Below are 22,368 nucleotides of genomic sequence, written 5' to 3'. Positions count from 1 at the left end.
GGCTCAGGTCAGAATCGCGTCAAGCAACAGGTAAACACCACCGCCGAGGACGACACCGGCGGCCATCCCGGCCGTGACCTCGGCTTTGGTGTGATCCCCGAGTTCGACGCGGGACCAGCAGACCCAGCCGACGCCGAGGAAGACCAAGGCGAGCCAGGGGCCGTAGACGCGGATCAGCATCACGGCCGCACCCGCCGCCACCATTGCGTGCATCGAGATCTTGAATTCGAGCCCGAAGGTGATCGCGAGCGCGGCGACCAGGCAGACGAGTTCGGCGGCCGCGAGCGCGATCATCTCGTGCGGGGCGCCGCCGGCGATCAGGACGACGAAGCCGGCGGTCAGCGAGCCGATGCAGACCGCGAACGGGACGAGCCGTCCGGCGCGATCGGTGACATGGTGGCTGTCCCACTTGCCCTTCCTGGCGCCGCGCACGATCACGGCCATCGGGATCAGCGAGCCGGTGACGCCGACGACGAGACCCCAAAGCACCGTCTCGCCGACGTGGTATCCGGTGACCTTCCAGGCGACGATCAGCGGGAGACCGAGCACCCAGACCCAGGGAGCGAGCACCTCGGTCGCGATCCGCGCGAGCCGTCGGCGGGTCCCGGGGGCTTCCGTGGTCTGGGTCGGCATCGCGCGTGGTCTCCTCGATGATCGTGGCCGGAGCGGCTCCTGCCGGACTCGCGCCCGGCAGGAGCGGTGATCATCGTTCCAGACCTCGGCGGCCCGCCCGCGCGAGGATGTCCGCGGCCGCCGGGTTCGTCCGGACGGCCTCGTCGAAACTCTCCTTGGGCAGCACCGTGTTCCCGGCCACGGTCACCGTCTCGGGCGGGGTGTCGTAGCCGTCGGGCAGGGCGTCCCAGAAGTTGCCGATGAAGGCGACGTTCTCCATCGGCGGGCCCACCTGGAGCACGATCGGGGTGTCGGCCCGGTGGACGATGTTGCCGAGGACGGTGATCCACGCCGCGCCGTAGTCGGTGTAGAGGCCGAAGTTGTACGAGGTGAGGACGTCGCGGATGACGTTGCCGCGGACCAGCGCCCCGCCGGCGAACGACGAGCCCTGTGGTGCCGACAGGTAGATCCCGCCGCCGTCCATGAGCTTGCCCATGCTGCGCTCGACGAGGTTCGAGATCACCTGCGTGCCCTTGGCGCGCTCGCCGCCGGTGATCACGATGCCGTTGTGCGGGACGTCGTGGATCTCGTTGTGTGCCACGGAGGTCTCCGCGGACTCGACGACGAGGACGGCAGGCGAACCTCGGTACTCGGTGCCGATGTGATGGACGAGGTTGTCTTCGACCGCGACCCGGTTGCTCGCGTGGACGGCGATCCCGCTGCCCGAGATCTCGTCGAAGACGTTCGTCAGGATCCGCACGTCGGTGGCGTCCTCGATCAGCAGACCGCCCGCGCCGAGACGGGTGAAGTGGTTGCCTTCGAGGGAGACGCGGCTGACCGACGTGAGGCTGACGTTGGCGGGCAGCTGGACCGGCTCGGCAGGCACATGGACGTAGCCCACGTCCGCGCCGAGGTCGATCTTCTGGAAGTCGCCCCGTTCGTAGCGTGCGTTGCCGTGATAGTGCAGGTAGCCGCCGGCGCGGTCGGGACCGGACCAGGTCGCGTCGGTGAAGGCGAAGCCGCGCAGCACGAGGTCGTGCACGCCTTGTCCGCTGATGAGCGTTTCGAGCATCGGAGCGACGACACTGGTCTCGTTGATCTTCTCGCCGGGCCGCGGGCGGTAGTGCAGGACGTGATCGCCCGTGTCGGTGCGGCGGACGGCGAAGGATCCCGGTTCGGTCAGGAAGGCCACGTTGTTCTCGAGCGTGGACGGAGTGGCGAGGCCGTCCCAAGCGCCGTCGCCACCGGCGCCGTACCACTTGGCGTCGTAGAGGGATTTGGCGTTGTCGAAGGCGGGCTGAGCCATGGTGATCGTGGTCGAGGAGGCGTCGCCGGAGATGGACGCGACCGCGAGCCGGGCTTCGGACCACGGATAGACGCCCGGGTACACGAACTCCAGCCCGGAGGGGTCCGGCCACGATTGAGGCTCCACGCTGTCCGTGACGTAACCAGCGGCTGTTTTCGTCACGTTTCCCGGGAGCCCGTCCGCGCGGGCTGCCCGGGCCGCGGGCTTGCCGTCGACGGTGAGCCGTCGCGGTGCCAGGTCGCCGATCGGCGCGGTCCAGGCGCCGTCGTCGCCCGTCGACCAGCCGGTGATCTCGCGGCCGCCGCTCAGTTCGACCTTTGCCTGGTCGGCTGTTCCGTAGCCGTGTGCCTGGTAGATCACGCGGAAGCCGTTCGAGCCGGAATCGGCTTGTGTGTCGGCGAAGGAAAGGGGTTCGTCCAGTCGGTAGACGCCCGTCGTGAAGGAAACGATGACGTCGCCGGTCATGGTGGCCGTCGCGGCGCGGACCGCCTTCTGGGCGGCTTTCGGCGTGGCGAACGGCCGGTCGGCGGTGCCAGGCCAGTCGTCGCTGCCGTCCGGAGATACGAAGAACCTGATTTCGGGCATGCTGAAGCGCTCCTGCGAGAGGTATATGGGATATACTGAGGTTTATCAGCTAAACACGAACGAGCGAAGAGCGTCAAGGGAGTAGCGGGTGGCGGAAGACGACGCGCAGCCGGATCCGGAGCGCGCGATCGAACTGCTGTGGGGGACGTCCGAGCCGGAGCGGCCCGGATTGAGCCTCGGCCGGATCGTCGCGGCGGCCGTCGAGGTCGCGGACGCCGAAGGGCTCGCGTCGCTGTCGATGCGCAAGGTCGCGGAACGGTTCGGCACCACCACCATGTCGCTCTACCGGTACGTCCCCGGCAAGGCGGAACTGGTGGAACTCATGCGTGACGTGGTGTACGGCGAGTTCCCGATGGGGTCTTCGGGCGGGCTCGGCTGGCGAGCGGGCCTCGAACGTTGGGCGCGACTGGCCTGGGAGAGGTACCACCGGCATCCGTGGCTGGTCCACAGCGCCGGCTCACGCCGCCTGCCGGGGCCGAACATCATGGCCGGCTACGACCACGCGCTGGACGTGGCCTCACGCAGCGGTCTGGCGCCGGCGCAGGTGATCGCGGTGGTGAACCTGGTGGGCGGATTCGTCGAGTCGGCCGCGCGTCAGGCGGGGGAGGCCGCGGAACTCCAGCGGCGCACGGGGGTGACCCACGAGCGCTGGTGGAGCGAACGCGAGTCACTCTTCGAGCGCCTGGACCGCTATCCGGCGTTGGAGCGGCTGTGGAAGGCCGGGGGGATGGATGCTCCGCTGGACGCCTTCGAATTCGGGCTGCGGCGAACCCTCGACGGTGTAGAGACGCTCGTCCAAAGCCAGGGGAGTGAGGTAATCAGTGACGAAACCGGAGGAGGGGAGTGCGTCGTCTGCGGTAAGCCGTTGGACGGGGGAGGCCGGGGCAGGCCTCGGGACTACTGCTCGCGGGCGTGCCAGCAACGCGCCTACCGGCGCCGTCAGGCTCAGCTTTGAAGTGTGGAATTCAGGATGTCTATGACTCGAACCCTTGCCCTCGAAGGAGGCGGTCCGCTCCCGCTGGAGCGGACCGCCTCGGGGTCAGGTGAGCAGATTGTCGAATTCGCCGTTCTTGGCGCCGAGTACAAATGCTCGCATTTCATGTTGTTCGAATACGAGGACCGGGCTCTGCTCTCCGAGTTTCGAGTCCCGTACGCCTACGAAGCCGGGGACGGTGTTGTTGACCTCGACGCAGCCGGACGCGCCGGCGCTGTAGCTCGACTTCCACCAGCCGGTGAGGCCGACGAGGGTGGGTCGAGACGTGTCATTGATCATTGAGTTCCCTTGCCAAATTTTGGATGAAATCTCGTGTCCGCCCAGGATGCTCCGCTTGCGCTTGGAGACGTTCGAACGTTTTTCGAAATCGAAGAAGATCTTCCCTGTCTTCGTAATAGAGGCCTTCACGTCGATTCTCGACATAAACGGTTCCGGGGTCGCCTCCGAATTCCGGAGGGTAGTCCAAGAGTACGAACGTTCCGTCCGAAGCCCCATGGGCTCCTGCGGAGAAGGGGAGAATCTGGATATCGATATTAGGTTGCTCGGATAAATCCATCAAGTGTTGCAACTGGTCGCGCATGACCTTCGGGCCACCTGTCTGGCGACGAAGGACGCTCTCGTCCAATATCGACCAGATTTGTGGTGCGTCTTCAGGTCGGTTCAAGGGCTCCTGTCGTGCCATTCGGAGCTCGACCATGGTATCGAGTTCGGCCGCGCTGCCCCATCGACGGCCCTCGCGAATGACCGCGTGCGCGTAATCACGAGTCTGGAAGAGTCCATGCAGCACGACCAGGTCCACGGTGCTGATTCGGGCGGCACCGGTCTCCAGTCCCAGGTACAGGTTGAACCATTCGTATACCCCCTGATCAAATTTGATCCACCAGTCGCGGCCGCGTTTCGCCCGCTTCGTCAGGTCGCGGAAGAACGGTGCTCGATCCGGTACTCCGTAAAAGTCGAGCAGAACCTCGAGATCTGCGGGTGCAGGCAGATTCCGTGAGGTCTCGATATGTGCGATGACCGTCGTGGCCTTGCCGATGCGCTCCGCCGCGGCTGCTCGGTCGTACCCGGCGACCTCCCGGAGGCGCTTCATCTCGAGCGCGATCCAGCGCTTGATCGCGGTGGGGTTCAGGCTGCCCACGAAGTCACGTCCTCCCCGGCGTCATCACGGAGGGTAGTCCCCAGGATCACCCTCTTAGTCTAGAAACTACTATAGACGACCACAATGTAGAGTTCTACATTTGGGTAGTCTACAAACAAGGACTTTACATTGTGGAGGTGGGGTCGCAGGTAGGCGGGGGTGGCAAGTCGGTCTTGTCGGGGGAGAGGGGGTGGTCGGTGATGATCGAGATCGTGATGGTGGAGCGTGTTGACGCGATTCGCCATGTTTACAGCGGAGACAACGGTTGACCGAGGAGGGGTTCCGGTGCGTCCACGTATCAAAGACGAGCATCGTCCGGTTCGCTTCGGTGACGGTTGGATCCGGATCGGCGGGGAAGTCTTCGGCATCGCCGCCGAACTGCGAGACCCTGACGGCGCCGTGTGGGCATTGCTGGACCTTCTGGACGGAACGCGAACGGTCAGCCAGGTCGTTGACGACCTGGCTGACCGGATTCCGGGTTTCTGTCCCGACAAGGCAGCTGCCGCTATCGAGACGCTGATTGAACTCGGGTACGTCGAGAACGCCGACGAGCCGGCATGTATCGCGTTGACGGCGAGACAGCTCGAGCGTCATTCGAGAGGCCGGTCGCTGTACCGATGGATCGACCTCACGCGAAGAGACTCGAGTTGGGACTTCCAAGTTTCCTTGGCCCGAGCGCGAGTGGTGCTGGTCGGCGTGGGCGGTGTCGGCTGCACGGCCGCTCTGAGCTTGGTCATGTCGGGGGTGGGGCGGTTGCACTGCGTCGAACCGGACGTGGTCGAACTGTCGAACCTCAGCAGACAGATCCTTTATGCCGAACAGCACCTCGGCCTCCTGAAGGTGGAAGTCGCGGTGGACAGGCTACGTGCGGCCAACTCGGATGTCGAAGTCACCGGGGAGCCGACGAGGATCGAGAACGTCGGCGCGTTGCGGAGGCTGGCCGCCGACTGTGACGTCTTGATCATGACGGCCGATCGCCCTCCGGAGCTCCGGACGTGGACGAATCAGGCGTGCGCGTCGACCGGCACGCCCTGGGTGTACGGCGGCTATCACGGCCCGCAGGTCAACCTGGGCATCTACCAGCCGGGAGCGGGACCCTGCTATGAGTGCGCTCGTCTCGCGGAGCAGGATCGCGACGCTCAGCGACCGCCGCTGGCGACGTGGAGACCCGCGGCGACCATCCCGGCGCACGCTGCCAACGCCGTGACGGCCGGCGTCGCGGGCAACCTCGTCGCGCACGCGGTGATGCGCTTGATCACGAACGCGCCGAAGCTCGCGCTCAACAGTCAATACGGTTTCAGTCTCGCCACGATGGACCACAGTTTCATCACCAGCCTGGAACAGCCGCACGCGGAATGCCGAACCTGTCGAACGGCCGTGTGACCGGCTTCAGCACTCGCCGGTCAATCGCCGGGACACGCTCTGGATCAGCTGAGCCGCTTCGTTCCCTGCCAGGGCTTCGGCTTGCAGCCGGCCGAACATGTACTCGTACACGGCGATCTCGTCCGGATCCATGAACAGGTGCTCGCCGGCGAACGTCTCCACGACGACGAGATCCGCGTCATGAATCCGGAAACCGTGCAGCGGAGCGATCGGCATGGGGGCGCTGAAGGGCATGATCCGGAGGTCGACCGTGCGAAGGCCGACGAGAGAGCGAAGTCTGTCCAGTTGACCGAGCTGAGTCTCCAGATCGCCTATCCGGATCCACAAGGCTGCCTCGCCGATGACGAACGGCATGGCTTTGCCCGGTTCGTACAACTGCGCTTGCCGTTCGATGCGGACGGCCACCATGTGCTCGACGTCGGTGTCGGAGGCGCCGCCCGTGCTCGCGGGGCCGGAGGGGAGCGCAAGCAGTTCTCGCATGAAGCCGGGCGTCTGCAGCAGACCGGGAAGCAGCGCCGGCTGAAACGTGGCGACTCGGGACGCTTGCCGCTCCAGATCGAGAACCGATCGCTGTTGCGCGGTGGCCCCGCCGGGCTTCTGGAACTCTTGGCGAAACGACACCGACTCGATGCGGGCGCGCTTGAGTAGCTCGGTGACAGCGTCTTCCTCCGTGACAGCGTCGGCGGCGGCAAGCCATCGGCTGACGTCTTCGCCGGTCGGAAACTGTGCCGCGGTCTCTATCTTGGACACCCGCGATTGGGGCCAGCCCAAGGTCTTGGCGAATTGGTTGCCGGACAGTCCGGTGGCGGCCCGGATCGCCCGGAGTTTCATGGCGAGCCGTGCGCGGTCGGAAGCAGGGTCGGGCGGCGAAGGGGACATGAGCTTCTTTCGCAGGGTCGAGGCGGTTGGAGCTGTGGCTCGAGGTGTGATCATGCTACCCCCGGATAGCAATAGGTTGAGAATAGTACACGAATAGACGCTTCATGAGAGAATAGGTGGCGAATAACATGAGAGGGCAGAGCAAGCCGAGCAGAGGGAGTCCGATGTTCGCCAACTGGATACAGATCGCCGAACTCGCGTTGTTGCCACTAGGGCTGGCGATCGGCTACGGGGCAGGGCGAGTGTGCCGCCGGGACGAGAGTGTGTCTTTCGGGGGAGGGGGCTCGATCGGTCAGCGCGGCTCGGCTCCGGAGTATCGGGACCTCGACCGCGAGGCCTACTTCGTGACAGGGGAGTCGGACCCGTTCATTACCTGGAGGTCGACCTGACAGCTCAAGACCCGGGGGAGGGTGGCGGCAGGCCTCGGGTGGTGACCCCGAGGTCTGCCGTTCAATAAAGTGTATAACGACCTATTCAGCCGGGCATAGGACAAGATCAACTTCAAGCTCATTCCAAACCCGCAAAGACTGTCGGGGGCCCTGGCTAAGGTTGTCCGGTGATCACCGAGGTCTTGCTGGAACAGCTGGAAGAGGACGCCCCGACGTCCGTGCTGTTCCAGGGTTTTCTGGAGCCCGGTGCACAGGCGGCCCAGGCGCTGCTCGTGCTCGGGAAGGTTGCCCGCACCCGGTTCTGGATGCCTCCGTCCATGGTGAACCGGCTGATCGCCGAGTCCGATCCGGTGTTCACTGCGGACCGGACGACATTGCGCGCGGAGGCTTTCTCGCCGTGCTGTGGCCTGTACGCCAGGCTGGATCTCCTGGAAGCGGGTGACCTCGGCGAGGGTTGCACCAATGTGGACCTGTCCGAGGCGACGCGAACCGTTCTGGCCGGAGTCGTCGCCCAGGATCCGTTGCACCTGACCGTTCGTGGCGAGGGGATCCGGCTCCGCACTCTCGACGGGCAGAACGACGAGTCCGTGGTGCCGCTGCCGGATCGCTGGGTGTCGGGGTTCGCCGAGGTCGCCGCTGTCACGGCGGGAGCGATCGAGAAGGCGGAGCTGGACAAGGCGGAGACACGGAACTTCTTGCGGAGGCTGCCCACGTCGGTCGGCAAGTCGTGGGCGGTGGCGTCGGGCCGTGGGTTGCGGATGACGTCACGGCCGGGGCGGGATTCGATCCCGGCGACCGGGCTCCATCGGTTGCGGGTCGTCGAGCCGCTCGTCCGGTTCGCTCAAGGGTTGACCGTCTACACGCGACCGGACAGCGAGGTCGCGACCTGGGTGCTGCGGTTGGAGCGAGCGCGGCTCGTCGTCACGTTGTCCCCGGAGCCGTCCCGTGGTTTCTCGGGTGAAGGCGGTTGGCTGAACGCGCTGGCGGCGGGGCTCGATGTGCCGGAACTCGTCGCGGGTCGTGCCGGGTACGACGTCGTCGACGGCTCGTGGTTCCCGCGCGAGTTGCCGAGCGGGGCTGCTCCGGCGAACGGCCGGCTGGCGAAAGCCCGTGAGCTCCTTGCCGCCGGAGCCGTCCGGATGTTGCCGGACGGTGGCTACGAGATCACCCGCGCCGGCTCGGTGCAGCGCGTCCGGCTTTCGCCCGCCGGCTGCACGTGTGTGTGGTGGGCCAAGCATCAGGAGAACCGAGGGCCTTGTTCGCATGTGCTGGCGGCCCGGATGTCAGCCGCTGAGTCGTGACGCCGCCTTCGCCGCTTTCGAACTGCCCTTGAAGCCGGCGAGCCACTCCTTCGTTTCGGCGCTGATCGTGCCCGCGCCGCGGTCCACGAGGTCCGCGGCGAGTTCCAGCAGCGCGAAGATGCCGCGGTGTGAGGGCTCCAGCTTCGGCAGCAACGTGTCCAGTGTGGACAGTACGGCGATCGGGTGTTCGTTCGCGATCACCGAGAGCCGGGGCGCCAGTCGCGTGATGATGAGCTGCGGGCCGAGTGCGCCCAACGCCTCGCCGAGCGCGCGGGGGCCGAGCATCCGACGGTCCAGCAGGGTCAGCACGGCGTCCGTGCCGAGCTGGACGGCGGCGGGGCGTTTCAGCGCGAGGGTGGTGGCGAGGAGCATCGTGCCGGGGATGCCCGGGACCGAGGGGCTGTCGAGGAACGGAGGCAGCGCGGCCTTCTCCACGGGATAGCCGACTTCGATGTCGTTGAAGTACAGGTTTCCGGCGACGGTGGCTTCGAGGTGGTCGCGGTCGTAGGGGGAGGAGACCGCTTCGTGGCATTCGGTGAAGCCGAGCCACTCGGGGGCCCGGTTCTCGAAGGGCGTGCCCAGCCAGGGAACCTCCTGCGGGGCGGGTTCCGGGGTTCGTTCGATGTCCAGTGTGTTCGAGCCGTAGTCGGTAAGACCGGCTTTCAACGTCCAGGTGATCGACGGTCCGGGTTCGCCGCGGAGTGCGGCGGCGGGGTCGGCGGATTCGGGGTGCCGGGCGCGGGCTGCGGCGAGGGCGGTCCAGCCCGTGTCGTCGATGGGCGGCCCGCCGAGGGCGTAGCGGATGGTGCCGGCGTGCGGTCCGGTGAGTTCTGTGGCGAGGACGAGGGCTGCGGGCCGCGTGTCGGGAGCGAGACGGAGCAGTGCGTCGGCGACGTCGTCCTCCGCCGCGTCCGGGTGTTCGAGCATGCGGGCGACGAAGACGACGGGGTCGAGCCAGCCGCCTTGATGGGTGGCGGCGGAGACGGGGACGGCGGTGCCGTCGAGGAGGGCGGTGATCCGGTGGTGGAGGGGGCGGCGCCAGCCGTCGACCTGCGGTAGAGGGGCGACGTCGCGGCCGGTGAGGCCGAGGACGAGCGTGGCGATCATCTTCGGCACCGCCGCGCTGTACTGCTGGGCGGCGATTCGCGCGGCGCGTTTGACCAGCGGTTTGAGGGCGTCCTGGAGCTCGCCGGCGACACGGTGGGCCCCGTCGAGGGCGGCCAAGAGGAGGTCGGCCTGGTCGGGGTCGGCGAGCAAGGAGGAGAGGGCTTCGGCGACCGCGGCCGGGGTGTCGGGGACTTCGAGTGGGACGGTCAGCGTTTTGCGCTGGTCCCACGGTGTTCGGGTGGGTTCCGGGTACTCGGTGGTCTCGATGACGGGCGGCGCCTCAGGGGTGACACCGAGCCGGGTGGTGGCGATGGCGCGGACGTCGGAGGCTTCGTGGGTGAGTGCCGCTTCGAAGGCTTCGTTGGCGAGGCCGGTGAGTTCGGGTCGCCGGTCGGCGATGCGGCCGGTGAGTTTGAGTGCGAGTTTGGCGGTGGCGGCGCCGCGTCCGGCCGCTGCGGCGGGGAGGTGCTGGAGCGCGATTTCGTCGTCGAGCGTGCCTTGTTTGTCCACAAGGGACAGTGCTTTGACGGCGAAGGAGACGGTGCGTGGCAGGCTGCTTCCGCACAGCCGGGCGTAGCGGTGCTGAGCCGCTGTGCGCTCGTCCGGGGTGGGGGCGAGCGCTTCGTGGAGCGCGGCGTACCACTGGGCGCGGAAGGCGGCGAAGTCGCGGGCGAGTACGTCCAGGGTGAGGTCGAGAAGCCGAGTGCGGTCGAGTTCGCCGGTTCCGGTGAGTTCGAGCAGCGCGGTTGACCATTTGTCCTGGTCGCGGACGTACTTGTCGAAGGCGGCGAAGCTGCCGTCGGCGTTGCCTTCGATCGTGAGCAGTTCCCAGATCTCGGTGAGGGCTTCGCGTTCGGTCCGGAGCCGTTCGGCCAATGATTTCCCGCGGAAGCGTTCGGCCCAGCGGAACCAGCCGGTGTGGTATTCCGGTGTCCGGATGGGTTCGAGGTCGCCGTCGAGGACCATGCGGCGGACGGCTTCCCAGGCGGTGTGGTGGCCGATCATGCGTAACGCGATCGTCTTGCGTTCGGTGAGCGAGCGGTCCTGCAGGACGCGTTCGAGGATCGTGGGCGAGGCGATCCAGAGTTTGCGCAGCAGGGGGTCGCTCGCGGGGAGGGCGGTCCAGAGGGCGGTCGCGGCTTGCTGGGCCTTGAGCGGGTTGCGGGCGCCGTAGGTGTCGGGCTTGATCTCGACGAACTCGCGGCTGTCCTTGAAGGTGGCCAGTAGTTCGGGGACGAGGGCTTTCCGCTCGGCTTGGGAAAGCTCGAGGGCCCTGGTGAGGACTTCCGAGGGCTGGCCGGTGAGGAGCGCGTCGAGGTGCACGGCCCCATTGTGTCGTGCGTGGTGAGGACGCCTCCGCTCACACCGCGCCTTGTGCTCCTAGTCCGTGAAGGCCTCTCACTGAAGTGCGGCGAGCCTGGCGAACCCGTCTTCCCCGTGTCCCGCGTCGATGGCTCGCCGTACTTCGGCGCGAGCGGCGGACAGGACGCCGTTGTCGAGGTCTTGCGCGCGGATCGCGTCGAGGATGTGGTCCATCGTCGCGGCTGTGGAGTGGAGGGTGCCCGCGTCGCCGGAGTAGTTCCCGGTGGCGACCTGTTCGGCGAGCAGGTCGATCATGGCGGGGAAGAAGCCGAGGAGTGCCTTGGCGTGTTCGGCGATGTCGGCGGCTGGGATGCCTTCCGCCTTGGCGAGCGCGAACATGTGGATCACGCCGCTCATCGACGTCCAGAGCATGTCCTGCAACGACGCGTCGAACGCGGCGGCCCGGCCGGGGGAGTCGCCGACGTACAGCGCGTTCTCGCCGAGCGCGGCCAGAGTGGGCCGGTGTGTTTGGTTGACGTCGGCGGGGCCGCTGAAGAACAGGGCGGCGTCCGGGCCGCCGATGGCGTCGGTGGTCGCCATGATGACGCCGTCGAGGTAGCCGATGCCGTGCCCGGCGGCCCACGTCGCCATCGCGCGGGCCTGTTCCGGAGAGCCGCCGCTGAGGTTCACCAGGGTGCGGCCTTTGAGTGCGTCGGTGTCGAGGATCGATCGCGCGACGGCGTAGTCGCGCACGCAGACGATCACGAGCGGTCCGGCCGTGATCGCTTCGGCGGCGGTCGCGGCGACGGTGGCGTCGAGGCCGTTTTCCTTGCCAGGGGTGCGATTCCAGACGGTGGTGGGGTGGTCGGCGGCGATGAACGCGGCGGCGAGGGCGTGTCCCATGGGGCCGAGTCCGAGGACGGTCACGGTGGTCATGGCGGCTAAGCTAAACCTTGACATCCACGTGAGAGTCAAGTCCGGGGAGTGCGGATGCGGATCGGGGAATTCGCGCGGCGGACCGGCGTCAGCGAGCGCGCGTTGCGGTACTACGAGGAGCAGGGTCTGCTCACCCCGGAGCGGCGTCCGAGTGGTTATCGCGTCTACGGGGACGCCGACGTGGCGGCGGTGCGGCGGATCAGGATCCTGCTCGGGGCCGGGCTGAACACCGCGCAGATCCTGGAGATCCTGCCCTGCATCGTCGACGAGGACGGCTGGTTGACCCCAGATTGCCCGGAGCTGGTCGAAGCCCTGCGAGAGCAGCGTGCCCGGATCGACACCGCGATCGGCGAGCTGGAGAGCACCCGTGCGAACCTCGACACGATCATCGGCCGCGAAAAGGCGGCCGTGTCCCGGGGGACACGGCCGCCTTCGTGAGGTGGTTCAGGCTCAGATGAGGCCGAGCTTCTTCACCGCGTCGCGCTCTTCGGCCAGCTCGTTGACCGAAGCGTCGATGCGGGCGCGCGAGAAGTCGTCGATCTCCAGGCCCTGGACGATCTTGTACTCGCCGTTCGCGGCGGTGACCGGGAACGAGGAGATCAGGCCCTCGGGGACACCGTAGGAACCGTCGGACACGACCGCCGCCGAGGTCCAGTCACCCTCGGGGGTGCCGTTGACCCAGGTGTGGACGTGGTCGATCGCCGCGGAGGCGGCCGACGCCGCGGAGGACAGGCCGCGGGCCTCGATGATCGCCGCGCCGCGCTTGGCGACGGTCGGGATGAAGTCGTCGGTGAGCCAGGCCTGGTCGGTGATGACCTCGGTCGCGGCCTTGCCGGACACCTCGGCGTGCGCGATCGACGGGTACTGGGTCGCGGAGTGGTTGCCCCAGATCGCGACCTTCTTCAGCTCGGTCACCGGTACGCCCAGCTTCTTCGACAGCTGCGCGAGGGCGCGGTTGTGGTCGAGGCGGGTCATCGCGGTGAAGCGGTCGGCCGGGACGTCGGGCGCGTGCGCCTGCGCGATGAGGGCGTTGGTGTTGGCCGGGTTGCCGACGACGAGGACCTTGATGTCGCTCGCCGCGCCGGCGTTGATGGCCTCACCCTGCGGCTTGAAGATGCCACCGTTGGCCTCGAGCAGGTCGCCGCGCTCCATGCCCTTCGCGCGGGGGCGGGCGCCGACGAGCAGGGCGACGTTCGCGCCCTCGAAGGCCTGCTTCGGGTCGTCGAAGATGTCGATGCCCGACAGGAGCGGGAACGCGCCGTCTTCGAGTTCCATCGCGGTGCCCTCAGCCGCCTTGACCGCCTGCGGGATCTCCAGGAGCCGCAGCTTCACCGGGGTGTCCGGGCCGAGCAGCTGACCGGACGCGATGCGGAAGAGCAGCGCGTAGCCGATCTGGCCGGCCGCACCGGTGACGGTGACGTTGACAGGGGCTTGGGTCATTGCGGTTCTCCAGCTTGAGGCGACATCGACTTGTACCGCGATGCTAGTCCTGTCCCGAGTCGCCGTTCGGGTGCGTCCAGTCACTGTTTTCTTGATCGATGCCGTCGGCGGCCACGTTCGCGGCGAGTCGCGAGAGCAGCCCGGCCAGCGTGGTGATCTCTTCGTCGCTGAACCCGGCCCGGATCCGTTTGTCGTGCGCGATCGCCGCCTTCGCCAGCCGGTGGAAGACCGTTTCACCCTCGTCGGTGAGTTCGACGACGTGCACGCGCCGGTTGTCGGGATCGCGCCGCCGGGTGATCAAGCCCGCACTCTCCATGGCGTTGAGGTGGTGGGTGAGCGTGGCGCCCTGGATGCCGACCGCGGCCGCGAGCTCTCGCTGGTTGGCCACGCGCCGGGTCTTCAGCGTGATCAGGATCTGCCAGACGGGCTGTGAGCCGCCGTCGGCGGCCAGTGCCTGATCGAAGGCGCGCCCGACGGACTTGGCGGTCTTGGCGAGGACGACCCCGATGGGTGCCGCGGTGGGTTTCTGCACGTCCCGAAGCATAGCGCATCAATCTAAGGGTTTGACATCGAATCGTTCGATATCTAACGTTGAAGGCGTCGAACGAAACGGAGGAAACGCCATGCGCACTACGGAGAACGAGATCCGCGACCTCGGGGCCCGCTGGGCCGACGCCGAGGTCCGCGGCGACACGGAAGCACTCGACGCGATGACCACCGCCGACTTCACCCTGGTCGGGCCACTGGGGTTCGTGCTCGGGAAACCGCAATGGCTGCAGCGATACCGCGGCGGCGACCTGATCACCGAGAAACTCGACTGGACCGAGGTCGACGTCCGCGACCACGGCACGGCCGCCGTCTCCATCGGCGTGCACGCCCAGGAAGGCACACATCAGGGGAACCGGGTCGACGGCCGGTTCCGTGTCACCCACGTGTTCGTCCGCGACGACGACCGCTGGCTCATCGCCGGCATCCACCTGAGCCCGATCGGCGGCCCGCCGCCCTTCGAAACCCCTGGAAGATGAGGAAGATCATGCGAATCAGCGTCAGCGTCACCGATTTCTCCTGGCCCGGCGGACTGGTGGACAGCCTGCTCGAGGTCGCCCGCACAGCCGACGAGACCGGTCTCGACACCCTGTGGGTCGCGGACCATCTCCTGCAGGCGGCGCCGGGCAGCGCGCCGGACTCGGAGATGCTGGAGGCGTACACGACACTGGGCTTCCTCGCCTCGGCGACGTCCCGGATCCGGCTCGGCACCATGGTCAGCGCCGCCACCTTCCGCGCCCCCGCCCTGCTGGTGAAGGCGGTGACCACCCTCGACGTCCTTTCGCGGGGCCGCGCCTGGCTCGGGATCGGCGCCGGCTACCAGGAGGACGAGGCCCGCGCGATGGGACTGTCGCTCCCGCCGGTCCCCGAGCGGTTCGAACGACTGGAGGAGACACTCCGCATCGCCGGCCGGATGTGGGACGGCGACACCTCGGAGTTCGCCGGCAGGCACTACCGGCTGGAACGGCCGGTGAACAACCCCTTGCCGGTGCGGCGGCCGAAGGTGCTCATCGGCGGCACCGGGCCGAAACGGACCCTGCGGCTGGTCGCCGAGCATGCCGACGCCTGCAACCTCTTCGACATTCCCGACGGAGGCAAGACCGTCCGTGCGCGGCTGGACGTCCTCGCCCGGCACTGCGCCGACGTCGGACGGCCCGTCGAAGAGATCGAGAAGACCATCGCGACCCGGCTCGCGCCGGGGGAGTCCTCAAAGGACTTCGCCCGCCGGTGCGGCGAGTTCGCGTCCTGGGGGCTGGACCACGTCGTGGTGATCACCGCCGGCGCGTGGGAACCCGGCGCGGTGGCCGTGCTCGGCGAGGCCGCGAGCCTGGTGGCCGCCTGAACCGGCCTGTCTCCGCGGAATCGTCAACGGCGAAGCCGCGAAGCATCTTTCATATCGTGCGAATCGAATGGTGTTTTCCGGGGACAATGGTGTTCCCATTGGCCCCGGAAAACGGTTACAGTCCATAATATCTTTTCATGAACCGATTGCCGAGACGGTTTCGTCCGATCGGCGGGCGGCATCGTGATGATCGACTCGCTAGCATGAGTCCGCCCAGTTCCCCGCCCCCCGTGTGGAAGTTTTGGGAAGGACCCCATGCTCAATGCAGTGGTTGCCGCCGTATCTCTTTTCTCGTCGATAATAACGCCGAACAGCATGTCCCCGCCGCCCGGACCGCCGCCCGACCGGGTCGTCATCGACGTCGTCACCGTCAACGGGTCCGGTTGTCCGCCGGGTTCGTCCGCCGTGGCCGTGGCCAGGGACAACAGTTCCTTCACAGTCACCTACAGCGAATACACCGCACAGGTCGGCGTCGGCGCGAAGCCCACCGACTTCCGGAAGAACTGCCAGCTGAACCTCAACATCCACGTGCCGCAAGGATTCACCTACGGCATCGCCAGCGCCGATTATCGCGGTTTCGCATCGCTCGAATCCGGCGCCAAGGCATTGCAACGGGCGAATTACTACTTCCAAGGGAATTCGCCGACCGCACAGGTGAGCCATCCGGTCAACGGGCCACTGTCGGACAACTGGCAATTCCGTGACGAAGCCGAAGGTGGCGTCATCATCTACAAGCCGTGCGGCGAGGACCGGAATCTCAACGTGAACACGGAACTGAGGGTCGGCGCGGGTTCGTCGGATCCCAAGAAGACCACCAGTTTCATCACGATGGATTCCACCGACGGCGCGTTCAAGACCACCTACCACTTCTCGTGGAAGACCTGCCCGGCCTCCTGACCTCTCCTCCAGGGTGACGGCCTGCTTCCCGGTCCGGAAGAAGGCCGTCCCACCCATGCCCGGTCAGGGCCTTGGCCGCTCTGAACGAGGACTTCACCGCTCGTCGCCGCCCTGCCCGGCGGCGACGAGTCTTCTCGACGACCCCATTTCCGGCGGGCGGCAGGGAGAAATCGTCTCGCTGAATCCGCCGATCCCGCCGTGCCGAAGCTTTGGGAAGGATCCCATGCTCAACGTGCTGGTCGCTGCCGTAACGCTTTTCTCCTCGGTCGTCACCCCGAACGCGTGGGTGCCGCCCCCGTTGCCGTCCGACAAGATAGTCATCGACGTCGTGACGGTCAACGGAACCGGATGCAAACCCGGTACGGCGGCCGTTTCCGTATCGCCGGACAACACCGCGTTCACCGTCACCTACAGCGAATACACCGCCCAGGTCGGCGTCGGCGCGAAACCGACCGATCTGCGCAAGAACTGTCAGCTCAACCTCTACGTTCACGTGCCGCAGGGATTCACGTACGGCATCGCGGGCACCGACTACCGTGGATTCGCCTCCTTGGCCGCGGGAGCCACCGGACTGGAACGCGCCAACTACTACTTCCAAGGCAATTCGCCGACGTCGTACGTGAACCACAATCTCAAAGGCCCGTTCGAGGACAACTGGCAGTTCACCGACGACATCGAAGTCGGCGCCATCGTCTACAAACCCTGTGGTGAGGACCGGAACTTCAACATCAACACGGAACTGCGGGCCGCGGTCGGCACTTCCGATCCGAAGAAGACCACCAGCTTCGTCACCATGGACTCGACCGACGGTTCCATCAAGACCACGTACCACTTCTCGTGGAAGAACTGCCCGAAACCGAAGAACTGACCCCTGAAAACCTTGTGAGTGCTCGTGGATGGTTTGAAGTACATGAAGGCCCCCTTCCTTGCGTCTAGCGCAAGGAAGGGGGCCTTCATGTACTTGGGGAAGGAGGCCTTCACGGACCGACCTGGGACGTCACGGCTTCCCGGACGGCTCCGGATCGGTGGCTTCCACCCCGAACACCCGCCCCAGCGCGATCACCGTCTCGTCGAGGTGCCCGAGACTCGTCAGCACCGAACGCGCCCGCGGATCGTCGATCCGGTCCGCCACCGGCGTCCCGTCGTCCCGGACCAGCGTCCCGTGCCCCGAACCGCCGGGATCACCGATCGCCTCCCGCAGCACGGCGGTGTTCGCCCGGATCCGCCCGGTGTACAGCAGCAGCCGATCCGCCTCGTTGAGCAGCAGCCCCGCCTGCGAACGCGCCGCGACATGCCGGGCGCGGAAGGCGATCGTCTCCACCGTCGTGAGCACGTGCCAGCCGTAGTCCCGGCGGCTGCTGAGGTTCACCGGATGTGTCAGCGGTTCGATCGTCGTGCGGACCTTGTCCACCGCTCGATCGAGGTCACGCGACTTCTCGATGACGCTCACGTTCTCCGCACCGGACAACAGACCCGCGGTCTTCTCGACGAACTCGTCCAGTTCCTCCAGCAACGCCGAGACGTCGTCGAGCATCACCGCGCGCGTGCGCACCGGAACGATCACCACCGCCGCCAGCACCCCGGCCGCCGCGCCCACGGCGGTCTCCGCGACCCGGATCCACAGCACCTCGATGCTGAACGTCCCCAGCAGGCTGTAGAGCAGCCCGAGCATGCTGGTGATGAAGAACGCCATGATCACCTGCGACACCCGCGCCATGTAGACCATGCCGAACACGCACACCAGGATCAGCGCCAGCGTCGCCGGCACGCTGCCCGATACGAGCAGCGTCAGCACCAGCCCGCCCACGATCCCGATCAGCGTGCCGCCGATCCGCCGGACCCCCTTGACGAACGTCGCCCCCGCGGTCGACGAGCCGATGAACACCACGAACACGGTCAGCACCGCCCAGTACCACCGCTGGCTCGACACCAGCTCCCCGCCGAGCACGGCGAGCCCGCCGCCCACCACGGCCTGGATGGCGCTGCGCGTCTGGTTGTCGTAGGCGAACGCCGACGACTTCTCCTCGTCGGGATCCGCGGGATCGTCGACGGCATCGGAGACGTCGTGTTCGGCGACCCGCTGCGCGCGGACGTCGGCCAGCGCGAGTTCGGCGAGCGCGCGCCGGACGCCGTCACCGGGCGCGGCGTGCTCGTCGATCCGGCTGCCTTCCACCAGCATCTTGCTGAACTCTTCGGTCTCGCTGATCAGCGGAAGCTCCCGCGGGTCGCGCTCGATCAGCGACCGGAACCGCCGCATCCGCGCGATCAGATCGTCGCGGACGTCGTCGTCGAGATCCTCGGCGCAGGTGCGCTGCACCGTGATCGTCAGCCACTGCACCGCCAGCTCGACCTCGATCGCCCGGCGGCGCAGCCGGTTCACCGAATCCGCGCCGGTCACCTCCGGTGCCGTGTCCTCGATGAGCAGCACGGATTCGTGCATCCGGGCGTTCGTCGTGCGGAGCCGTTTTCGGGTGCGCTCACTGCCACCGACCGCGAGATGGTCCTCGGCCGCGCGCACCACAGCGGCGAGCCGCGCCCGGAACGCCCGCCGGATCCGCAGGAACTCCGCGTCGGTATGCCGTCGCAGCAGGACGAACCGGACCACCGCGTTGGCCGCGATCCCGATCGTCAGCGCCAGCAGCAGCACCGGGACCTGCTTCAAATGCGTCTGCAGGAACATCGCGAAGAAGAACAGGAAGAACGACAGCGAGCCGAGCGCGATCCCGCGCGCACCGAATCGCTGCGCGTAGACCGCGACGAAGATCAGCAGCACGAACACGATGCTGTCCAGCGGCGGCACCGCCGAGCCCACACTCGCCGCCGTGAGCGACGCCGCGCCGAGGACCAGCCCGAGTATCAGCGTCACCGCCTGCTTCCCGGGGGTCTCGTCGTTGACGGTGAAGGCGGACGTCATCGCGGCGATCGCGGCGACGAGGATGACCGTGAGCGGCTGGTGGAACGGCAGGATGGCCAGCACCGCGACCACGATGCTGAGCACGGCCGAGAAACCGAGCCGGAGCCGGACCAGGCCGGGATCGGAGGCGACCAGACGGTCGGTCGTGGCCTGGGTGATGCGGGAGATCATCGGGCGAGCAGCTCTCCTTGGGCGAGGGTGACCCGCCGGGCGGTGGACGAGGTGACGCGAAGACGGTATCGGGCGTGCTTCACCGGCCCGGCGAGGGCGAACGGCCGCGTCTGACGCCGCCAGCGGAACCGCTCACCTTCCCGCTGGTCCAGCAGCGTCCAGTGCTCGCCGTCGTCGGAGCCCTCCAGGACCCACGAACGCGGATCACCCCGCCGGCTTCCCGAGGTCAGCGTGTACATCACGACCTCACGCGAGGCGTCCTCGACCGGGAACTCGATGACGGGTTCGCGCCCGGGGAAGGTGATCTCCGTCTTGGTCGTGTCGTCGAACAGGGGGCCGTCGGCCACCGTGATGTCCGTGAGCGGGCTCGGGGCGGCGGGCTCGGCGGGGGAGCGGCCCCACACCGACGGCTGCTCGCCCATCGCGAACTTCAGCACCGCGCCCTCGGCCAGCACGAAATGCGACAGCGCGCTGCTGTCGTGTGGCCGTCCGTCGATCGTCAGCCCCTGGACGTACACGGTGTCCTCCGTGTTGCCGGGCGCCTCGACGACCAGGTCCTTCCCGTTCTCCAGGTGGACGGTCGCCTTCGTGAACAGCGGCGAGCCGATGACGTACTCGGGGCTGCCCATCGCCAGCGGGTAGAACCCGAGCGCGGCGAAGACGTACCAGGCGGACATCTCGCCGTTGTCCTCGTCGCCCGGATAACCCTGACCGATGTCGCTCCCGACATAGAGCCGCCGCAGCACCTCGCGAACGATCCGCTGCGTCTTCGACGGCGCGCCCGCGTGGTGGTAGATCCAGGGAATGTGGTGGGACGGCTGGTTGGAATGCCCGTACTGTCCCATCCGGACGTCGCGGGCCTCGGTCATCTCATGGATCAGCCCGCCGTAGGAACCCGGTTTGCGGCCGGTCTCCGGGGTCGCGAAGAAGGTGTCCAGTTTGGACTCCAGCGCTTCGGCGCCGCCGTGCAGCGCGGCGAGCCCGGCGCCGTCGTGAGGGACGGAGAACGCGGTGTTCCAGGAATTCGTCTCGGTGAAGTCGCCGCCCCACGCCTCGGGATCGTAACCCGCGGCGCCGAAATGCCGGCTCCCGTCACGGTTGCGACCCTGGAAGAACCCGATCAGGTGGTCGAAGTGGTTCGCGTACTGCTGCGAGCGCTGCCGGAAGTACGCGGCGTCGTCACTTCGCCCGAGCGCCTCGGCGAAATTGGCGAGGCCGAAGTCGTTGACGCAGCCCTCCAGCGCCCACGACAGGCCTTCGTGGACCGACGTCGGCGTGAACCCGAGGAAGATCGACTCGTGCAGCCCCTTCCGGCCGACGCTCTGGCCGCTCGGTGTCACGGTCGCGTTCTTCAACGCCGCTTCATAGGCGGCTTCGACGTCGAAATCGCGCACGCCCTTGAGGTACGCGTCGGCGAACGCCACGTCGGAACTGGTGCCGGTCATGAGGTTGGCGTAGCCGGGGGATGACCAGCGCGAGATCCAGCCGCCCTCACGGTACTGCTGGACGAACCCGTCGATCATCCGGCCGCACCGTCCCGGGGTGAGCAGGGCGTACGCGGGCCACGTGGTGCGGTAGGTGTCCCAGAAGCCGTTGTTGACGTACATCTCGCCGTCCACGACCTTCGCGCCGGTCCTGGTTCGCGTGCTCGGCCACCACCGCCGGATCACCGGACTCGCGTGACGGACGCCCTTCGGCGTGTCCTCGTGCGCGGAGTTCGGATACAGGAAGAGCCGGTAGAGGTTGGAGTAGAACGTGGTGCGTTGATCCTCAGTGGCACCTTCGATCTCGATCCGGTCCAGCACCTCGGACCACCGCGCGCGGGCCTGGTCACGGACCTGCTCGAAGCTCGTGCCTGCGGGGATCTCCCGGTCGAGGTTCCGCTTCGCCTGCGCGAGGCTGATCAGCGACGTCGCGATCCGCATCGTCACCTCACCCGCGGCGAACTCCAGGAACCCGGTCACCGTGCGCCACACCGGACGCCGGATCCTCCCGCCACGTTCGGCCGGGACGTCGAACTCGGCGTACACGAACATCCGCCGCGCCCCCGCCGACAACCGGCTGCGGACCCAGGTGTGCCCGGTGACCACACCGTTCGCCGCGTCGAGGCGCACACCGCCCCGGTTGCGGGCGTTGTCGAACAGCAGCCAGCCGCGATCACCTGGGAAGGTGAAACGGAACAGCGCCGCGTGATCCGCCGGGGCGATGTCGGTGGTGACGCCGTTGGCGAACCTGACACCGTAGTGATGCGGCCGGTCGATCTCGTCGTCGTGGGAGAACGCGAGCGCGCGGCGGGACCGGTCGGCCTCCACTTCTCCGATGCCCGGCATCACCTGGAAGGTGTGCCGGTCGCCCATCCACGGGCTCGGCTGATGCGACAGCGCGAACGCCTGCAGCGCCGGCCGGTTCTCGGCGTCGTTGTGCCGGTGGTAGCCGTAGATCCAGTTGGTGGCGCTCGCGTCGGTGACAGGGGTCCAGAAGTTGAAGCCGTGCGGGATCGCCGTCGCGGGGAAGTTGTTGCCCCGCGAGAACTTGTCGCTGGAATGCGTGCCGCGGGTGGTGCGGACGTGGTCGACCGGCTCACGGATCTCGATCGTGCGCTCGGCGAGCCGGACGTCGTCCACCCAGCCCGCGCTCTCGCCGTCCGGCGGTTCGCTGACCAGGACGATCCGGGTGATCCGCCGTCCGGCGAACGCACCCAGCCCGCGGCGCACGAGATTCCACTGGTCCACGTACAGCGTCTTGCCCAGGCCCTGCTCCGTGGCGCTGAACCCGGCCGACGTCCCGTCGTCGAACTCGACGTCCAGCGCCACGAACGTGCCGCGATAGCCGGGCACGTCGGACTCGGCCTCGGGGAAGACCACATAGGACAGTTCGGTGTGGCCGGTGACCTCGACGTCCACTTCGAACACCGTCGCGCGCAGCGTGTTCTCGTAGCGGAGCGCGTGCGCGCCGGTGAACCCGACGCCGGGCTTCGCCGTCGGCGACGAACGCGGTCCGGTGCCGACACGCAAGGCCGGATCGACCGGCTGCGGATCACCCGTTTCGAAGGAGGAGAAGAACCCGGTGATCGTCACCAGGCCACCGTAACTCCCGCGCGTGAGCCCGGCTCGGTGTGCCGCATCC

General features: G+C 67.4%; 19 protein-coding genes. 8 read left to right on the top strand and 11 right to left on the bottom strand.

Features of this window, described 5'->3' with window-relative positions:
- Positions 1-3 precede the first annotated feature (3 nt).
- The gene (locus ACSMFO_RS03845; RefSeq protein WP_436456936.1) at positions 4-633 is read right to left on the bottom strand and encodes a hypothetical protein; all 630 of its coding nucleotides are present in this window, start codon (positions 631-633) and stop codon (positions 4-6) included.
- Between the two features lie 70 nt (positions 634-703).
- Positions 704-2,503, bottom strand: a complete 1,800-nt coding sequence (locus tag ACSMFO_RS03840) for a right-handed parallel beta-helix repeat-containing protein (RefSeq protein WP_436456935.1) — start codon at positions 2,501-2,503, stop codon at positions 704-706.
- Positions 2,504-2,591: 88 nt separating this feature from the next.
- On the opposite strand from ACSMFO_RS03840, the gene ACSMFO_RS03835 reads away from it, so the two are divergent.
- Positions 2,592-3,458, top strand: coding sequence for a TetR/AcrR family transcriptional regulator (locus ACSMFO_RS03835; RefSeq protein ID WP_436456934.1), 867 nt, complete (start codon positions 2,592-2,594; stop codon positions 3,456-3,458).
- Positions 3,459-3,542: 84 nt separating this feature from the next.
- Here the strand turns inward: ACSMFO_RS03835 and ACSMFO_RS03830 are convergent, their stop codons facing one another.
- Together ACSMFO_RS03830 and ACSMFO_RS03825 are read right to left on the bottom strand one after the other, a co-directional pair.
- A complete protein-coding gene (locus ACSMFO_RS03830; RefSeq protein ID WP_436456933.1) occupies positions 3,543-3,776 on the bottom strand; it encodes a DUF397 domain-containing protein in 234 nt (77 codons plus the stop codon).
- Positions 3,766-4,635, bottom strand: coding sequence for a helix-turn-helix domain-containing protein (locus ACSMFO_RS03825; RefSeq protein WP_360130648.1), 870 nt, complete (start codon positions 4,633-4,635; stop codon positions 3,766-3,768). Before ACSMFO_RS03825 ends, ACSMFO_RS03830 begins: the two co-directional genes overlap by 11 nt.
- 285 nt (positions 4,636-4,920) lie before the next feature.
- Here ACSMFO_RS03825 and ACSMFO_RS03820 point away from each other — a divergent pair, with 285 nt between their 5' ends.
- Positions 4,921-6,018, top strand: a complete 1,098-nt coding sequence (locus tag ACSMFO_RS03820; protein WP_360130645.1) for a HesA/MoeB/ThiF family protein — start codon at positions 4,921-4,923, stop codon at positions 6,016-6,018.
- Between the two features lie 6 nt (positions 6,019-6,024).
- On the opposite strand, the gene ACSMFO_RS03815 is transcribed toward ACSMFO_RS03820, so the two are convergent.
- Positions 6,025-6,897, bottom strand: coding sequence for a helix-turn-helix domain-containing protein (locus ACSMFO_RS03815; protein WP_436456932.1), 873 nt, complete (start codon positions 6,895-6,897; stop codon positions 6,025-6,027).
- A gap of 556 nt (positions 6,898-7,453) precedes the next feature.
- On the opposite strand from ACSMFO_RS03815, the gene ACSMFO_RS03810 reads away from it, so the two are divergent.
- Entirely contained in the window at positions 7,454-8,587 is a 1,134-nt protein-coding gene (locus tag ACSMFO_RS03810; RefSeq protein ID WP_436456931.1) for an SWIM zinc finger family protein, read from the top strand.
- Here ACSMFO_RS03810 and ACSMFO_RS03805 read toward each other — a convergent pair.
- Together ACSMFO_RS03805 and ACSMFO_RS03800 are read right to left on the bottom strand one after the other, a co-directional pair.
- A complete protein-coding gene (locus ACSMFO_RS03805) occupies positions 8,570-11,017 on the bottom strand; it encodes a DUF6493 family protein (protein WP_436456930.1) in 2,448 nt (815 codons plus the stop codon). The two genes, ACSMFO_RS03810 and ACSMFO_RS03805, sit on opposite strands and share 18 nt — an antisense overlap.
- A 75-nt stretch (positions 11,018-11,092) precedes the next feature.
- Positions 11,093-11,932, bottom strand: a complete 840-nt coding sequence (locus ACSMFO_RS03800; protein WP_436456929.1) for an NAD(P)-dependent oxidoreductase — start codon at positions 11,930-11,932, stop codon at positions 11,093-11,095.
- Positions 11,933-11,986: 54 nt separating this feature from the next.
- Between ACSMFO_RS03800 and ACSMFO_RS03795 the strand changes: the two genes are divergently transcribed.
- Complete coding sequence (locus tag ACSMFO_RS03795; protein ID WP_436456928.1) at positions 11,987-12,370, top strand: MerR family transcriptional regulator; 384 nt, start codon at positions 11,987-11,989, stop codon at positions 12,368-12,370.
- Between the two features lie 12 nt (positions 12,371-12,382).
- On the opposite strand, the gene ACSMFO_RS03790 is transcribed toward ACSMFO_RS03795, so the two are convergent.
- Both ACSMFO_RS03790 and ACSMFO_RS03785 read right to left on the bottom strand, forming a co-directional pair.
- Positions 12,383-13,372, bottom strand: coding sequence for a malate dehydrogenase (locus ACSMFO_RS03790; protein WP_016334432.1), 990 nt, complete (start codon positions 13,370-13,372; stop codon positions 12,383-12,385).
- Positions 13,373-13,415: 43 nt separating this feature from the next.
- Positions 13,416-13,904: a MarR family winged helix-turn-helix transcriptional regulator gene (locus ACSMFO_RS03785; protein ID WP_073844588.1), complete on the bottom strand. Its 489-nt coding sequence runs from the start codon at positions 13,902-13,904 to the stop codon at positions 13,416-13,418.
- Between the two features lie 91 nt (positions 13,905-13,995).
- Between ACSMFO_RS03785 and ACSMFO_RS03780 the strand changes: the two genes are divergently transcribed.
- The 4 genes from ACSMFO_RS03780 to ACSMFO_RS03765 all read left to right on the top strand — a co-directional run bounded on the left by ACSMFO_RS03780 (position 13,996) and on the right by ACSMFO_RS03765 (position 17,025).
- Positions 13,996-14,397, top strand: coding sequence for a nuclear transport factor 2 family protein (locus ACSMFO_RS03780; RefSeq protein WP_436456927.1), 402 nt, complete (start codon positions 13,996-13,998; stop codon positions 14,395-14,397).
- A gap of 8 nt (positions 14,398-14,405) precedes the next feature.
- Positions 14,406-15,260: an LLM class F420-dependent oxidoreductase gene (locus ACSMFO_RS03775; RefSeq protein ID WP_436456926.1), complete on the top strand. Its 855-nt coding sequence runs from the start codon at positions 14,406-14,408 to the stop codon at positions 15,258-15,260.
- 255 nt (positions 15,261-15,515) lie between these two features.
- Complete coding sequence (locus ACSMFO_RS03770; protein ID WP_436456925.1) at positions 15,516-16,157, top strand: DUF4360 domain-containing protein; 642 nt, start codon at positions 15,516-15,518, stop codon at positions 16,155-16,157.
- Positions 16,158-16,380: 223 nt separating this feature from the next.
- Positions 16,381-17,025: a DUF4360 domain-containing protein gene (locus ACSMFO_RS03765; RefSeq protein ID WP_125733869.1), complete on the top strand. Its 645-nt coding sequence runs from the start codon at positions 16,381-16,383 to the stop codon at positions 17,023-17,025.
- A 129-nt stretch (positions 17,026-17,154) separates the two neighbouring features.
- On the opposite strand, the gene ACSMFO_RS03760 is transcribed toward ACSMFO_RS03765, so the two are convergent.
- Both ACSMFO_RS03760 and ACSMFO_RS03755 read right to left on the bottom strand, forming a co-directional pair.
- Positions 17,155-19,242 carry an FUSC family protein gene (locus ACSMFO_RS03760; protein ID WP_436456924.1) on the bottom strand — a complete coding sequence of 696 codons (2,088 nt, stop codon included), beginning with the start codon at positions 19,240-19,242 and terminating at the stop codon, positions 17,155-17,157.
- Positions 19,239-22,319, bottom strand: a complete 3,081-nt coding sequence (locus tag ACSMFO_RS03755) for a GH92 family glycosyl hydrolase (protein WP_436456923.1) — start codon at positions 22,317-22,319, stop codon at positions 19,239-19,241. Before ACSMFO_RS03755 ends, ACSMFO_RS03760 begins: the two co-directional genes overlap by 4 nt.
- Positions 22,320-22,368: the final 49 nt, after the last annotated feature.

It is taken from the genome of Amycolatopsis sp. w19 (assembly GCF_051373225.1).
GTDB lineage: Bacteria > Actinomycetota > Actinomycetes > Mycobacteriales > Pseudonocardiaceae > Amycolatopsis > Amycolatopsis japonica.
The sequence above is the reverse complement of the archived record's forward strand: the minus strand, read 5'-3'. Positions and strand labels throughout refer to the sequence as shown.

Bases quoted from the DNA above. Each gene is read 5' to 3' on its own strand.
- ACSMFO_RS03815 (WP_436456932.1), bottom strand. From the start codon at position 6,897: ATGTCCCCTTCGCCGCCCGACCCTGCTTCCGACCGCGCACGGCTCGCC.
- ACSMFO_RS03760 (WP_436456924.1), bottom strand. From the start codon at position 19,242: ATGATCTCCCGCATCACCCAGGCCACGACCGACCGTCTGGTCGCCTCC.
- ACSMFO_RS03765 (WP_125733869.1), top strand. From the start codon at position 16,381: ATGCTCAACGTGCTGGTCGCTGCCGTAACGCTTTTCTCCTCGGTCGTC.
- ACSMFO_RS03800 (WP_436456929.1), bottom strand. From the start codon at position 11,932: ATGACCACCGTGACCGTCCTCGGACTCGGCCCCATGGGACACGCCCTC.
- ACSMFO_RS03770 (WP_436456925.1), top strand. From the start codon at position 15,516: ATGCTCAATGCAGTGGTTGCCGCCGTATCTCTTTTCTCGTCGATAATA.
- ACSMFO_RS03780 (WP_436456927.1), top strand. From the start codon at position 13,996: ATGCGCACTACGGAGAACGAGATCCGCGACCTCGGGGCCCGCTGGGCC.
- ACSMFO_RS03830 (WP_436456933.1), bottom strand. From the start codon at position 3,776: ATGATCAATGACACGTCTCGACCCACCCTCGTCGGCCTCACCGGCTGG.
- ACSMFO_RS03795 (WP_436456928.1), top strand. From the start codon at position 11,987: ATGCGGATCGGGGAATTCGCGCGGCGGACCGGCGTCAGCGAGCGCGCG.
- ACSMFO_RS03840 (WP_436456935.1), bottom strand. From the start codon at position 2,503: ATGCCCGAAATCAGGTTCTTCGTATCTCCGGACGGCAGCGACGACTGG.
- ACSMFO_RS03790 (WP_016334432.1), bottom strand. From the start codon at position 13,372: ATGACCCAAGCCCCTGTCAACGTCACCGTCACCGGTGCGGCCGGCCAG.
- ACSMFO_RS03775 (WP_436456926.1), top strand. From the start codon at position 14,406: ATGCGAATCAGCGTCAGCGTCACCGATTTCTCCTGGCCCGGCGGACTG.
- ACSMFO_RS03845 (WP_436456936.1), bottom strand. From the start codon at position 633: ATGCCGACCCAGACCACGGAAGCCCCCGGGACCCGCCGACGGCTCGCG.